The sequence below is a fragment of the Allomuricauda sp. CAU 1633 genome (assembly GCF_017313225.1).
In the GTDB taxonomy this organism is placed as follows: domain Bacteria; phylum Bacteroidota; class Bacteroidia; order Flavobacteriales; family Flavobacteriaceae; genus Flagellimonas.
Genome location: NZ_JAFLNE010000010.1, coordinates 11,757 through 27,311, shown reverse-complemented (window position 1 = coordinate 27,311; position 15,555 = coordinate 11,757). Strand labels below are relative to the sequence as shown.

Below are 15,555 nucleotides of genomic sequence, written 5' to 3'. Positions count from 1 at the left end.
TGTAAATCCAGATTTATTAAGATTGGATTCAACAATCCCTTTAAAATCATAACGCTTCACTCGCCACTGTACAATTTGTAAACTTCAGTTCCTGCACTCAGGAAAGCTCCTGCACCATAGACTTCGGTTTTATCTGGCCACGCTTTCCCAGGAGCAGCGCCAATAGGTTGCACATAGCCCAGCATACCTTCGGGGGTTACATAGCTTGTCAAGGCCTTCCATGCTTTTTCAACGGAAGGACCATAGGTCTTTTTGTCCAAAAGACCTTGATTTATGCCCCAGGCAAGACCAAATACATAAAAGGAGGTGCCACTGGTTTCTGGTGTGGGATAAAATTCTTGTCCCAACAAACTCATGGCCCAATGTCCTTTTGGAGTTTGGATTTTCAAGAGTTTGGCGGCCATTTTCTCAAAGATGTCCCTAAAGTACTCGTATTCTGTAGCTTCAGGTTCCAATTCGTTCATGATGTTGGCCAATCCGGCGAAGACCCACCCATTGCCCCGAGACCAGAAGATTTTGGTTCCGTTGTCCAATTTGCCCATATAACTTTCATCACGATAGTATAGATTCTCCTCCTTATCAAAAAGAAAGTCAGTAGTGGCCTTGAATTCCTCCACCATAAAGGCGAGATATTTTTTTTCCCCGGTGATGTTATACAGTTTGGCCCAAACAGGTGGCGACATAAAGAGGGCATCACACCAGTTCCAGCGCGATTGATGATGGGGGCTTTGCCAAGTTAATGCGGTTTTGGCAGGGTGATACATGATGAAATCGAACTGCTCTTGGGTGGGTTTCATCATCGCTTTATCACCATATTTTTTATAGAGATCAAGGTAAAATTGCCCAACGGTGTGGTCATCAGCATGGTAGATTCGCTCGTGTAGCTCCCAATTATTCAATTCCCCCACAGTTTTTAGCCAAGTGTAATACTTATCACTATTTGCCATTGCGGCCCACTTCACCATACCCACATAAAGTGCTCCGTTGGTCCAATCGAGTGGATGGTGGGGTGTATCATATGTAAAAGCATCGCGATAATGCTCAATTTGCCAATCTGCAACCTTCTCCATGATGGCTTTTACTTCTTTCGGTTTGATTTCTTGGGAAAGAATGGTGGTTGAAAAAAGAAGACATCCCAATACGATACTAATGTGTTTCATGATTTTGATTCTATTTGATGAAATTAACAGTCACTTAAAAATACGCCAATGGCCAGACCTCCTTCTGAGGTTTCTTTATATTTTGAGTTCATATCCTTTGCGGTTTCCCACATGGTATTTACCACTTTGTCCAGGGGCACTTTGGTTTCTTTTGGGTCGGTGTCTAGGGCAAGTTCTGCTGCATTTATGGCTTTTATGGCTCCCATGGCATTGCGCTCTATGCAGGGAACCTGTACCAAACCGCCAATGGGATCGCATGTTAAACCCAAATGGTGCTCCATGGCAATTTCTGCGGCGATCAGCACCTGTTCGGGCGAACCGCCCATCAGTTCTGTCAGTCCTGCTGCGGCCATGGCAGAGGAGACACCGATTTCTGCTTGACAGCCACCCATTGCAGCAGAAATGGTAGCTCCTTTTTTAAAGATGCTGCCCACTTCACTAGCCACCAATAAAAATTGACGAACATCGTCAAAATCAGCATCGTGGTTTTCAATGACCATATAGTACATGAGTACCGCAGGGATGACGCCAGCACTACCATTGGTTGGAGCGGTTACCACCCTCCCCAACGAGGCATTCACCTCATTCACACTCAGCGCAAAACAGCTGACCCATTTGATGATTTGGCGGAATTTCACCTCTGTATCCCGTATACTCTCCAACCATTCCTGCGGATTGGAGTAGGGGACGTCACCTTTTAATTTTTGGTGCATCTCAAAAGCACGTCGTTTTACATTGAGTCCACCAGGAAGTTTTCCTTCGGTATGACAACCCGTGTACATACATTCCAACATGGTGTTCCAAATTTGATGAAGACCTTCATCAATTTCGGCGACAGTTCTTAGTGACAGTTCATTCTCCAATACAATTTCTGAAATGGATTTGTCTTGTTCCTGACAGTGCTGGAGTAATTCATTCCCAGTCTTTACGGGATGCGGAAAAGTTTTGAAAGTCTCCTTGTTTTCTTTGGCATGAATCAGTTCTTCCTTCACCACAAATCCACCACCAATGGAGTAATAGGTTTCCGTTGTGGTATCGCCGTTGGCCAAAAGAGCTTCAAACTGAATAGCATTGGAATGGAAGGGCAAAAACTCTTTTTTAAATATGATATCAGTTTTAAAATCGAAAGGAATTTCCCGTACACCACCAAAATTCAATTTTTGACTGGCCTTCAGTTCTTCCATTGAAACATCAATATGTTCAATAGGGACGGTGACCGGGTCGGTTCCCAGCAATCCCATCACTACGGCGATATCGGTGGCATGTCCTTTGCCGGTAAGCGAAAGGGAACCATAAAGAAAGACTTTGAGTTTTGTTACATCGTCAAAAATCCCCTGTTCTTTAAGTTCGCTTACCCATCGTTCTGCAGCCCTCCAGGGTCCTAGCGTATGGGAACTGGAAGGTCCCACTCCAATTTTAAGCATGTCAAACACACTGATACATTCCATAGCTGCAATTTGCTGTTCCAAATATAACAACCTCCACGATATAAAATTGGAATTGGAAAAGAAGGAATCAACAAAGAAAATTACCGTGACATACCTGCAATTTTGCCGAATTCCCGTGTAAATCCCATCAAATTGCTGACACCTTGTCATATTCTGCCGCATGGCATAATCATTGACCTTTACTGTGCGAGCTAAAAAAGAACATTAAACAGATATAACTTTAGATACGATGAGCAAAATTATAGGTATAGACTTGGGTACGACCAACTCCTGCGTCTCTGTAATGGAAGGTAACGAACCTGTGGTAATTCCAAATGCCGAAGGTAAACGTACCACTCCTTCTGTAATTGCATTTGTGGAAGGCGGAGAAATAAAGGTGGGAGATCCTGCCAAAAGACAGGCGGTCACCAACCCCAACAAAACGATTTATTCAATAAAACGATTCATGGGAAATAAATTCTCTGAATCCAAAAAAGAAGCAGACCGGGTTCCTTACAAAGTGGTAAAGGGCGACAATGATACTCCGCGTGTGGATATCGATGGTCGTTTGTACACCCCTCAGGAACTTTCGGCCATGATTCTTCAAAAAATGAAGAAAACAGCTGAAGATTACCTGGGTCAAGATGTAACCCGTGCGGTAATCACCGTTCCTGCATATTTTAACGATTCCCAAAGACAGGCCACCAAAGAAGCTGGTGAAATTGCCGGTCTTACCGTAGAGAGAATCATCAACGAGCCAACCGCAGCCTCTTTGGCCTACGGTTTGGATAAGAAAGATACGGACCAAAAGATTGTGGTATTCGACTTTGGTGGTGGTACACACGACGTTTCCATTTTGGAATTGGGAGACGGTGTTTTTGAAGTATTGTCAACTGATGGTGATACCCACTTGGGTGGTGATGATGTTGACCAAAAAATCATTGATTGGTTGGCCGAGGAGTTCATGAAAGATGAGGATATGGACCTTCGTAAGGATGCCATGGCCCTTCAACGTTTGCGTGAAGCTGCCGAAAAGGCAAAAATTGAGTTGTCATCTTCTGCGCAGACAGAAATCAACTTGCCTTACGTAACCGCCACCGCTTCAGGGCCAAAACACTTGGTGCGAACATTATCTAGAGCCAAGTTTGAACAATTGATTGAAGACTTGGTAAAAAGAACCATTGCTCCTTGTGAGACTGCATTGAAGTCTGCCGGTCTTTCCAAGAGTGATATAGACGAAATTATTTTGGTAGGTGGTTCCACCCGTATCCCAGCAGTACAAGAGGCCGTTGAGAAATTCTTCGGAAAAAAGCCATCCAAAGGAGTAAACCCAGATGAGGTTGTGGCCGTAGGTGCTGCTATCCAAGGAGGTGTGTTGACAGGAGATGTAAAAGATGTACTTCTTTTGGATGTTACCCCACTTTCATTGGGTATTGAGACCATGGGAAGCGTGTTCACCAAATTGATTGAGGCGAACACTACCATCCCTACCAAAAAGTCACAGGTATTCTCCACTGCGGCGGACAATCAACCTTCGGTTGAAATCCACGTATTGCAAGGAGAGCGACCTATGGCGGCGGATAACAAAACGATTGGAAGGTTCCACTTAGATGGTATTCCACCAGCACCAAGAGGTACACCTCAGATTGAAGTGACCTTCGACATTGATGCGAACGGTATCATCAAGGTTTCCGCAACGGACAAGGCCACGAACAAGACGCAAGATATCCGTATCGAGGCATCTTCTGGTTTGACTGAGGAAGAAATCAAAAAGATGAAAGCTGAAGCTGAAGCCAATGCCGAAGCCGATAAAAAAGCGAAGGAAACCGCTGATAAATTGAACGAGGCAGATGCCATGATCTTCCAAACTGAAAAGCAGTTGAAGGAATTCGGGGATAAACTGTCCGATGACAAGAAAAAACCGATTGAAGATGCTTTGGAAGAATTGAAGAAAGCTTACGAAACCAAGGATGTAGCCGTTATTGAACCTGCTTTGGAGAAAATCAATGAAGCATGGAAGGTAGCCTCTGAGGAAATGTACAAAGCACAGGCCGATGCGGCTCAAGCCAACGGTGCAGATACCGCTGGAGCAGATGCTGCAGCTGGCGATGCCAAAGAAGGTGATGATGTTGAGGACGTTGACTTTGAAGAAGTGAAGTAAACTTCTAAATAAATAGATTAAAAAACCCTGACTTTCGGTCAGGGTTTTTTGTTTGCATGGTTTTGGGAATTATGCAGCATTCAATTGCCGCATCTCCATCTCCCGAAGCTTTTGCAGTGCTTCGGATTTCGAGTTAACATTTAGTTTGACGTAAATGTTCTGGATGTGAAAATTCACCGCACTGGGTGTTACACAAAGTCGGTCCGCGATCATTTTGTACGTGAACCCCTGGGTAAGGAGCTCAATGATTTGATTTTCCTTTCGTGAAAAGGAATCAAAGGTCTTCATCTGAAAAGAACTGATGATTTTTTTGACCAAATCGTGTTCCAGCGCAACGCCGTGCTGGTCTAGCGCCTCCACTGCATTGAACAATCGCTCCTTGGTCAGCGGTTTGGTCAAATAACCACTGGCCCCTTTTTTAAAGGCTTCTTTAATGAGTTTAAAATCGTTCTTTTTACTCATCATCAAGACCTTGAGGTCTTCGTTTTTTTTATGGAGGTATTCCAGTCCGTCGATTCCAGAAATTCCGGCCAAGGCCACTTCTGAAATCACAATATCCGGATTGGTTCGCCCAAAATGGGACAATAGGTCGTGCACAGATTTATAAATACCGTACAATTCATAAGCCATCACATCTTCAAAATAAAACCTATAGATGGGATGCAAGCTCACATCATTATCAATGATCGCAATTTGTAATGGGTTAGTTTTCATGATAAGAAAGATTTGGGGGTCTGACTCTTTTACATAATTCGCCTTCCATTTTGCCCAAATAAGGCAAAAGGTATTCCATTCGAAGTATTTTCAAGCTTGATAAAATGGCCAAACGAAAGGTGTTTTCCGCGTTAAGTAGGTATACGGAAATACCCGTGGCGTATATCAAATTGAATATACCGACACTAATCCCAAAGGGATTACATCAAAAAAAATAAGGTTTAGAAAAGGTTGTAGGTTACCTAAAACTGAAGTTAAAAATGGGTTTAGGAATCCCTTTTTTCCGAGAGTTGTAGTTTTTCTTCATGACTAAAAGATTTGGGTTTGTATTATTTCAAGAATTAAAGTAGAAAAATTTTTACTGCATTAGACGAAATTGTAGCTTTTTTCGTTCAAATGCATTCTTCCGGTTACCCTGAGAGAGATCTATTTTAGATGGTAAATATCTATTAATCAGAATATTGAATAAAAAAACAGGGTGCTTTTAGTGGCACCCTGTTTCTGCTGAAAAAATCGGTCAGATTGAAATAATACAACCCGCTTTCTATGATAGACTGTCAGTTCCCCCTGTCTTTCTTATCATGGTCATGTGTGTTTCGATCTCGGCTATGAAACAGAATCAATGACACTTCAGGTAGTTGTGACCGATTAATTGTTTATATTTTTTCTTATTTGTCCTCGAATGAATTGCTGGTATATTCAACTCCTTCGTTCATTGCAGTTTGTAGGCTTGATCCGTTATCGGCAACATTATCATACCTGTTTTCGGTTTTCTTACTATTCCCATAAGCTACCGTATATTGAGAAATGGTTTGGTTTTGACCTCTGTTGCTCACCACAAAACCCAATCCTTTTTCTGGGCTCAACTGAATGGCATAATCATCGCTATCACTATTAATGTGGTTACCTAAGTTTACTGAAGGAGTCAAGGTGTTCATCACCACTTGTGTAGCATATAGGTCCAAGCCACCGTATCCATCACGTCCTTCGGAGGCAAAGAACAATAATGTACCATTATATAGGCTAGGGTATAGCTCATCTTCTTTGGTATTGACCTTTGGGCCCAAGTTTTTGGAAACACCCAAGCTTCCATCGGTTTTGATATCGGCTACATAAATATCGTATTTTCCATAACTCCCTTTCATGTTGGAGGCAAAGAACAAGCGTTTTCCATCCTCGGAGATAGTTGGGTGCTTGGCCGAAGCGTATTTTGGACAAACTTCCATTTTGGTGATGTTTTTCCATTCACCATTAATGTTCTCGGCTCTATAGATTTCATGTACGATTTCTTTTTTGGAGAAGACACCGTATAAAGGCTTTTGCTCGGAAGCTTTACTGAAGTAAGCTGTTTTTCCGTCTTTGGTAATGGTCATGGAGGGAACATACCCATCAATGGTGGAAAGGTTACCATCCAAAGTTGTACTGACTAAGTCTTTGGCCATTTGGGCCGTTGCAGATGTACTGCAAAAAATAATTCCTGAAACAAGTAGGCTGTAAAAGATTGAACGTGTCATGATATTAGATTTGGGGGTTAATAACATCACAAAGATCAAAAAGAATTACAGCGAATACTTATGAATTTTTCATAGGTTTTTGATTTTAACGACTAAAATGTGCATTTCATCGAATAAATTTTAACCATTTAACGATTAAGAAACATTCAAAGTGCTGATAAACGGACTTTTAGGTCGATAAACGACAATAAGAACACTCGTGGGAGGAGCCTAACTCTACTTGTTTATGGTTCTATATATAGTTCATAGCTTATTTCATGACGCTGTGGATCCCACAAATTAAATTACCTTCGCTAACGTAACCCAACTACCAAAACAGGTGGTGCAATTCATCAATTTCTTCAAAATACAATTGGTATACCTATAACAAATGGACATCACCATAGAAAATATCATTTTGGTCGGCTCAATATTGTTGCTGATAAGCATTATTGCAGGCAAGACCAGCTACCGTTTTGGGATTCCGACTTTGCTTTTGTTCTTGACCATTGGCATGCTTGCTGGGTCTGATGGTATTGGAGGAATTAATTTTGACAATCCAAAGATTGCACAGTTTGTAGGCGTAATTGCTTTGAACTTTATCCTATTCTCTGGGGGATTGGATACCAGCTGGCAATCGGTAAAGCCCGTTCTTAAGGAAGGAATCGCTCTTTCCACCTTGGGTGTATTGCTTACCGCAGTGGGACTGGGCTATTTTGTTTTTTTGATAACCGATTTCAGTATTTATGAAAGTCTGTTGTTGGGCGCCATAGTTTCCTCTACGGATGCGGCAGCAGTTTTTTCAATTTTAAGGGGTAAAAACTTGGCACTTAAAAAGAACCTTCGACCTACGCTGGAGTTGGAAAGTGGAAGTAACGACCCCATGGCCTATGTGCTCACCATTGCCTTTTTATCCTTGGTGCAACAACCGGACAAGAATATTTGGTCCATAGTTCCCTTTTTTCTATTGCAAATGGTAATAGGCGGGGCGTTGGGCTTTCTTTTCGGCAAATTGAGCAAAATTATCATCAACGGGATCAAGCTGGACTTTGAAGGGCTGTACCCGGTATTGACCATTGCTTTGATGTTCATTACGTTCTCTGCAACGGATTTTATCGGCGGAAATGGATTTTTGGCCATCTACATTTGTTCGGTGTACTTGGGCAACCAAAACCTGATTCATAAAAAGACCATCATGCGAATGTTCGATGGTCTGGCATGGCTTATGGAAATTGTTCTTTTCCTTACGTTGGGACTTCTTGTTTTCCCATCGGAGATAGTTCCATTTATAGGTATAGGTTTATTGATTGCACTTTTTTTGATTTTTGTCGCGCGACCACTCGCCGTTTTTATCTCTTTAATACCTTTTAGGATGAAACTGAGACGAAGGTTCTACATCTCTTGGGTGGGATTGAGAGGTGCGGTTCCCATTGTGTTTGCCACGTATCCACTTTTAGCCGGGATAGATAAGGCGCATATCATATTCAACATTGTATTTTTTGTATCCATCACCTCGGTGCTTATTCAAGGAACTACCTTGACTAAAGTGGCCAAATGGTTACATGTAGGCCTTCCTGAGAAAGTAAAACCCTTATCCCCAACAGATGAATTGCTCACCGAGCACCCTAAAGCACTGATGAAGGAAATAAGGATTGATGAAGGCTGTGCCGCCGCCGGATTAAAAATTGTAAATCTAAATTTCCCCAAGAAAGCCATCATTGCCATGATCGAACGGGATGGTAACTACCTTACCCCAAATGGGTCAACCGTGATCGAAGCAAACGACAAGTTGGTAGTGCTTACGGACAAGCCTGAAATCCTTGACAGGGTCTATGCTTCACTTTCAATGTCCCAAATTGGGGTGTTGGAGGAGGAAGATTAATACATTCTACCCAATCCTTGTTCCATTTTTTACGCTTCTTTCTGGTTGGATCAGGGTAATTTCCTTATCATCTCCAACACAGCCTAGAACAAGGCATTCGCTCATTAAGGTGGCAATTTGTTTGGGTGGAAAGTTAATTACGGCCACCACCTGTTTTCCCACCAGTTCTTCTGGGGTATACAATTTTGTAATCTGGGCCGAGGTCTTTCGGGTACCCAAGTCTCCAAAATCGACCATCATTTTGTAGGCAGGGTTTCTAACTTCTTTAAATTCCTCAGCAGAGATGATGGTACCGACCACCATTTTCACTTTCATGAATTCATCCCAAGTCAAGTCTTGGGGCATCTCTTTTTCCATGGATTTTATTTAAGCCTCAAAAATAAGGACTATCCAATCGAATAAAAGAAAGATACGGAACCTATTATGCGAAAAGTTTGTTCAAAATGGGGATTTGATGGCGGTGCATCCAGGTCAAAATAGCACAGAAAATAAAGGTGACCACTGCTAAGATGAAAAGGGTTCCTCCATCATTCTGGACAACAATGCCCAGTTGGGTAAGGTGCGAAAAGATGGCACCAGCCATTAGCCCCAGCCCTAGAACGGCACCCAACCAGGTCGTTCTTGGAATAAATAGGAGAATAGCGGCAATCAATTCAAGAATACCAATGCCAATTCTTCCAACAGGTTCCAATCCCAAGGTTTCAAAAATATAGACGGATTCCGGTGCGGCTGAAAACTTAAAGAACAGGGTTTGTAACAAAATAATAGCCGGAACGGCTTTTAAAGCTAGATTACTGATTGATTTTAGGTTCATTGTTTTGATAGTTTTTGTAATACATCGGGTTGGTCGTAAAACTTTGATATATTTTACTTTAGGGAAAAATTTTTACATCAAAATTGACTTTCCTGCCCCCATTGATTGTACCCAAAAGTGCTAACAAATAGCGTTTCCACGGATTATTTTTCTAAGATCTTGATTTCTGGTGTCTTTTTTACACTAAATGAGCCTTTTGGCCAATTTTTAGGTCTTTTGGGCCTAACAGCTTAATGCAAAACGTGTATATGTTTGCGCCCTTGAAAGACAGAAAGCTTACTGGTGGTCAAAGAGTTAGAGTAAGGAGAACACAAAGAGCAATACAATAACCGGTCAATGGGATCAGTGTTCATATGCATAGGAAGGTCAAAAGGGATGAAAGTTTTGGAGAATAAAATCACAAAGTTTTCTGGCTCAGACTTGACTTCAACCTTGAGAATGCAGAACCGCACTATAGGAAAACTGATAATTGAATTAGATAGCATTGAAAATGATAAAGACAACCATCATTAACCATATAAAAAAATATAGGATGAAATTTAAAAATCTAACAAAGGCCATGGATTCTCTATCAGGACAAACCCATAATGGGCCTTGTAACAAAAGCGTGTATTTTGAACTTCCTTCGGTTGAAATTTTATATAGCAAAGAGGGCTATCCGTGGCATATGCAAGCCGTAGTAGAATTTGAATTTGATAAAAACAAAATCGAAAGACTACAAGCAGAAATAGAACTTCAATTACAGATTGGCCATGAGATTTCCAGAGTATTGGATCACGAAGCAGTCAAATATATTAAGGTGGGGTCTTATATAAAAAATGGAACCATAGTTCATGATTTTTACTTGGATAGATGCTTGAGACAGCCTACACCGAGGTCTACCAACATACTTATGGGAATTGCGGGATACCGTAGCGTAAGCTTTAGTATGAACCAAGATAAGAATTGGAAGAGTGCAAATTCTTATTTCAGCATATTTGGCTGTGACGGCATGGAGCCTTTGTATCAAAAATTACTTGACCTAAATATATCATTTGCATTGGCAAACTAAATATCCTAAAAGCGTATTGGGATATTTAAGGTAGAAAGCCCAGTGATACTTTGGACCGCCACCCTTGGTTAAAGCTCACTGGGTAAAAAGCCGTGGTATTTTTTAAAGGCCCTGGTAAAGCTTCCGTGATCATCATACCCTAAAAAATAGGCCGTTTCGGAGATTGAAAGTCTTTTTGTCTCTATCAGCTCTTTTCCTTTTTCCAATTTGTTTTCCAAATGATAGCGATATGGTGGTTTTCCAAAAATTTGAGTGAACATTCGCTTAAATTTGGACCGACTCATCTGAATTAATTCACACAGTATATTGATGGAAACATTTTCGCAGACATTTTTGTCCAAATACGATTTGGCGTGGAACAGTTTCTCTGTATCTTCTTTGTGGAATGCTCTATTTGGGATTGATAGGTTTCTGCCATTAAACTTGAACAACAAATAATCCAGTATCTGATAGATTGTAGAGGTCAAATTCAATTTATGGGTCGAATCTTCGGTAACGTTGGCTACCACTGATCGTAAGTGATGATCTAAGTTTTCGGAGAGGAAAATAGGTTTATCCTGACTAAAAAACGCTTTTAGCCGATAATTGTCCAGGTCAACATTTTCTGTGAGCCATTCTTTGGTGAATAGTACTTGCACAATGTTCATCCATTCATTCGCTTCCAAATTGATATCTGCGGAGACCATGGAGGACGAGAAGAGCATATTGACATCTTGATAGCTGTGGCTAATTTCCTTGCCACCTTCAATGGTTTGACGAAGAACATTTTCGGAAAGAAAAAAATCCAAAATAAAAATGTCGTTGGTTTCAATGCTTTCCCTTTGGACCAAAACCGGATTGAATACTTTGAATTTTAAAAATTTGACCCATAAACCTTCCTGAATTATTTCATAACTCAGTTTACCCTCGCCAAAAGGCTTTTCCAAAAAAAGTTCTTGCCCTTTTAAAGTAGAAGGGAAGCAGTCGCTAAAATGTTTGAGCCATTGCGCTGGCTCTTGGTGTTTATAACTGAATTGATATTGCCCCATTTAAAAGCGTTTACCTCTGCTGTGTTAGGTATTCCTAAAAAGGGGGGGACTAGACCTTGTTAAAGAATCAAAGAAGCAGAAATAATCAGCTTCAGCAGTATATCAGTGTAAAATATACAAAAAAAGAATATTTTTTAGGAATATTTCGATAATCTACACGTCCAAATGCCTATTCCTCAGCTTTCAAGCTACTTAGATATTCTATTAAATCCCGTAGTTCTCGTTTACTGATCACTTTGCCCATGGGCGGCATGGCTGAGGGTAAATTTCGTCTACTTTGTATGCGGGAATGGGCCACTTCAAGAGGTTCTGCATCAGAGGTGCGTAAAATAAGTTCCTCTTCATTTTCAGATTCCAATAGCCCCGTAACTTCCTGTCCGTTGGTCAAGGTCAAGGTTACGCTGCCGTATCCCGGCGCAATTCGTTTTGTTGGTTCAATTAAGGCTTCCAACAATTGTTCCCGGGAAAGAATGTTGCCAATATTGTCCAAGGCAGGCCCCACTTTACCACCAGAACCCTTCAGGGCGTGACAGCGTACGCATTGGGCCGTGGGGTTGCTCACAAAAACAGTTTGACCTCCCCACCAGCTTCCGCCATGAAGGGTTTCAGCATAGGCATCGGTGCCATACCCTTTGCTTCGTAAGATGGCCAGTTGGTCATTGATTTTGTTGGAACCACTGTTGGCGGTAGCCTCCATTAAATCCAGCATAACTTCATCGTTGATGCCACCACGAATGGCCTGTTGCAACAAACTGGACAAAACGGCTTCGCTTTTTTCTGAGGGCATATCGGCCAAGACCTCTAGAACGGCTTGTTGTTCGCCAATTCCACCTCTGCTGAAAATTGGGTTGACCACATTGGGCAACTCTTCCTTTGTTAGTGAAAGTTCGCCCATTAAACTCACAGCGGTGCGTCGTACCTGAGCACTTTTGTCGTCCATTCCCATACGCATCACTTGGGCCAATTGGCTGTACCCCGTATTTCCTAAAGCTTTTAAAGCTTCGGACCTCACTTGGGGTGAGTCGTGTGTGCGCATCAATTGTACAAGTCGATTGTCGTACCCCTGTAATTGTAGGGAGGACAACAATTTTACGGCTCCCATCAATATTTCTGGATCATTGTCTTGCATAAATTCGGTAATACTGCAACCCACTTTGTTTTGAATGGGTTCCAAGGGTCGTGAAATAGCTCCTAAATGGTAGCCGTCAACTCGGTTCATTACCGAAGGGGATGTCCATGTGCTCAAAGCGGCCAAGGCCTCACCTCTTAGAACAGCGGGCGTGTTCTCGTTTTTGGCATAGCTGATTAAATTACCCAATTCTTGATCACCACCCGCCTGAAGTGCTGCACTGATCACACGGCGCATTAGTGGTTCGGAACTGAACTTTGGGTTTTCCAACAATGATGCCAATGCCGGCAGTGCCTCTTTAATGCCCCTGTCATCATTAATGGCTCTAGCAGCTTCGGTAACGATAAACTCATCGGTGTCCTTTAAAAAAGAAGCTACCTCCGGATTTTTCAATCTACGAAGGGCCAAGACCGCTGCAATTTTCAGGGAACGATTTTCGCTGGTAGCCAGGTTTGTCAAAGGTTCAACCTGTCCAATTCTGGAAAGGGCCAAGACCCCAGCATGTCGCAAGTAAATGTCATGGTCTGCATTTTCGGCAATCATATCCAGAAGGGGGTGAATGGCTTCTTCGGATTGGATTCTCCCCAGTGCTTGTGCCGCAAAAAATTGGATTCTAGGATTTTCAGATTTCAGAAGTGCTATCATTTTCTCACTTGCTTCCAAAAATTTCACATCTCCCAATACTTTTAGGCTTTGCGCGATAATTTCTTCATCCGTATCCTCTAAAAGGTCGACCAAAACATCTGCTTTGTCCAATTCTTTGGCAGCCAGTTGCCCGATGCCCCAAATGGCATGGATTCGCGCCAATTGATGTTCGTCTTCTTGGGCTGCTCGTTTTAGCTTTCGATATCCCCAAAAGGGACTTTTTGCCAATTGAAATTGCGCTTTTTGGCGTATGCGCATATCGGGATAGCGTAATAATGCTACAAGTTCATCATTGTCCAATTCCCCAAAATCCGTGGTCATCCATTTTTGGGTTTCGACCCGTTGTTCTGCCAAGTCGTTTTCTTCATCCGTAACATCCAGCTTCCAGACACGTCCCGAATTTTTGGTGTCCCAGCCGTTAATCCAGTCCGATAGGTAAAGGGCACCATCAGGCCCAAATTTAATGGCCGTGGGCAAAATGCCACTTAGTACATCCAGTTCTGAATTGAGTTCAAATGAGGCGCCTTTTGGTTTTAAATCGAAGGACCAGATATGGGATAGGGAAGGGTCACCCACAAACTCAACCAAAAAGAACTTGTCCACCCAATTGGAACCAAGTGCTGTACCAGGATTGAATTGCATTCCAGTTGGACCATTGTGATAGTTCATGATTGGAGGAATGATATGGGCCGCTTGGCCATCCCATCGAGGGAGGTAGAACTTTTCATCCATCCAGACCTTATAGCCATTGTTTTCGGGGTCTGTATACTTTCCATATTGCCAATTGGAGCGCCATCCGGCATCCGACCCTTCAACAATGTGAACCAATCGTTCACTTTCACCTCTATGGTCACCATCATTGTCGGAAGAAATAATATTGCCAAACTTGTCAAAAACAAATTCGTGGGTGTTCCGAAGGCCATGGGCAAAAACCTCAAAATCAGATCCATCTGGATTGCTACGCACAATGACCCCTTGGTTGGGATAGGGATATCGATTTCCTTCTTTATCGTTAATGTTGGCCCCAATGTCACCAATACCCCAATAGAGCTTGCCATCGGGTCCCATGACTGCGCCGGACATACCATGGCCACCGAAACCTATATGGATTCCAAAACCAGTGGCCAAAGAGGTTTTGGTGTCGAATACTTCATCCCCGTTGGTATCTTCCATGCGCCACATATCTGGCGCGACCCCCACAAAAAGGGTTTCTCCATCAACATGTAAGGCGTTGGCAACATCAGTTTCTGCAGCGTGGAAATCGTGCACGACCCGGGTCGCTTTTTCAGCGATTCCATCATGGTCTGCATCTTCAAGTCGCCAAACTTCTTCCTCTTCCACAGCTAAATCCCTCCAGTCATGGCTTCCATCTCCGTTAAGGTCCATCAACCACGAATTTTCCTCACTTTTTTCCACGGCAAAGGTCTCGTGCAAGAATGCCTTTCGGTCTGCCACGGACTCAAAACTATTGGAAGCGGTCATCCAGTGTCGGTAACCGCGTATATCAAATTCAGAATGCTTTTGTCGGTTGGTACGGGTAAAGAAGATACGGCCTTGTGAGTCTATATCCATGGCTATGGGGTCTGGGGCCAGTGTATCGGGCGCCCAAAGACTAAGTTCGAGCCCGTCGGCAAGTTGGATTACCCCCATATTTTTGGCCTCAGTAACTTTCTCGTTGAGATAGGCCGAATCCAGTTCAATAACAACTGGGATTTCAACAGGTTTAAGGGGTTCTTTTTTACAGGAAAAGGTGGTGAGCAATCCAAGAAGAATGCCCACATTTAACAATTTAGTATGCCTCATTTTTTTGGTTTCGTTCGTTTGGCGCGGAAAAGGTATAAAAAACACACTTATTCCCGTAGGTTAGTCCAAAAGTAATTGTCAAAAATTTTTAAAATAGGGTGTTTTTGAAGAAATACATGGGATATTTAGTGTTGATTTTTTTTGAAGGAAAAACTCTTGTTCTTTACTCCCAAACTTTCACGGTATAAACCCTATAAATCTTTGTTGTGGGAATAGCTTATTTCTCGAAGTATGTTTAGCTAACCCAC

11 protein-coding genes are annotated in these 15,555 nt (G+C 42.4%); 3 read left to right on the top strand and 8 right to left on the bottom strand.

Annotated elements, in window-relative coordinates:
* Positions 1–56: 56 nt before the first annotated feature.
* Together J0X14_RS17720 and J0X14_RS17715 are read right to left on the bottom strand one after the other, a co-directional pair.
* Entirely contained in the window at positions 57–1,160 is a 1,104-nt protein-coding gene (locus tag J0X14_RS17720; protein WP_207099163.1) for a glycoside hydrolase family 105 protein, read from the bottom strand.
* A 23-nt stretch (positions 1,161–1,183) separates the two neighbouring features.
* The gene (locus J0X14_RS17715; RefSeq protein WP_207099225.1) at positions 1,184–2,608 is read right to left on the bottom strand and encodes an L-serine ammonia-lyase; all 1,425 of its coding nucleotides are present in this window, start codon (positions 2,606–2,608) and stop codon (positions 1,184–1,186) included.
* 229 nt (positions 2,609–2,837) lie between these two features.
* On the opposite strand from J0X14_RS17715, the gene dnaK reads away from it, so the two are divergent.
* Positions 2,838–4,748, top strand: coding sequence for a molecular chaperone DnaK (gene dnaK / locus J0X14_RS17710; protein WP_207099162.1), 1,911 nt, complete (start codon positions 2,838–2,840; stop codon positions 4,746–4,748).
* Positions 4,749–4,817: 69 nt separating this feature from the next.
* On the opposite strand, the gene J0X14_RS17705 is transcribed toward dnaK, so the two are convergent.
* Both J0X14_RS17705 and J0X14_RS17700 read right to left on the bottom strand, forming a co-directional pair.
* Positions 4,818–5,462 (bottom strand): response regulator transcription factor, encoded by a 645-nt coding sequence (locus J0X14_RS17705; RefSeq protein WP_207099161.1) that lies wholly within the window; start codon positions 5,460–5,462, stop codon positions 4,818–4,820.
* A 668-nt stretch (positions 5,463–6,130) separates the two neighbouring features.
* A complete protein-coding gene (locus tag J0X14_RS17700; RefSeq protein ID WP_242528090.1) occupies positions 6,131–6,976 on the bottom strand; it encodes a hypothetical protein in 846 nt (281 codons plus the stop codon).
* Positions 6,977–7,346: 370 nt separating this feature from the next.
* Here J0X14_RS17700 and J0X14_RS17695 point away from each other — a divergent pair, with 370 nt between their 5' ends.
* The gene (locus J0X14_RS17695) at positions 7,347–8,837 is read left to right on the top strand and encodes a potassium/proton antiporter (protein WP_207099160.1); all 1,491 of its coding nucleotides are present in this window, start codon (positions 7,347–7,349) and stop codon (positions 8,835–8,837) included.
* A 6-nt stretch (positions 8,838–8,843) separates the two neighbouring features.
* On the opposite strand, the gene J0X14_RS17690 is transcribed toward J0X14_RS17695, so the two are convergent.
* Both J0X14_RS17690 and J0X14_RS17685 read right to left on the bottom strand, forming a co-directional pair.
* Complete coding sequence (locus J0X14_RS17690) at positions 8,844–9,194, bottom strand: tRNA-binding protein (protein ID WP_207099159.1); 351 nt, start codon at positions 9,192–9,194, stop codon at positions 8,844–8,846.
* Positions 9,195–9,258: 64 nt separating this feature from the next.
* A complete protein-coding gene (locus J0X14_RS17685) occupies positions 9,259–9,651 on the bottom strand; it encodes a DoxX family protein (protein WP_207099158.1) in 393 nt (130 codons plus the stop codon).
* A gap of 532 nt (positions 9,652–10,183) precedes the next feature.
* Between J0X14_RS17685 and J0X14_RS17680 the strand changes: the two genes are divergently transcribed.
* Positions 10,184–10,702, top strand: coding sequence for a hypothetical protein (locus J0X14_RS17680; protein ID WP_207099157.1), 519 nt, complete (start codon positions 10,184–10,186; stop codon positions 10,700–10,702).
* A 68-nt stretch (positions 10,703–10,770) separates the two neighbouring features.
* Here J0X14_RS17680 and J0X14_RS17675 read toward each other — a convergent pair whose 3' ends face one another.
* Positions 10,771–11,730: a helix-turn-helix transcriptional regulator gene (locus J0X14_RS17675; RefSeq protein WP_207099156.1), complete on the bottom strand. Its 960-nt coding sequence runs from the start codon at positions 11,728–11,730 to the stop codon at positions 10,771–10,773.
* A gap of 169 nt (positions 11,731–11,899) precedes the next feature.
* Positions 11,900–15,307, bottom strand: a complete 3,408-nt coding sequence (locus J0X14_RS17670) for a HEAT repeat domain-containing protein (RefSeq protein WP_207099155.1) — start codon at positions 15,305–15,307, stop codon at positions 11,900–11,902.
* Between the last annotated feature and the right edge of the window lie 248 nt (positions 15,308–15,555).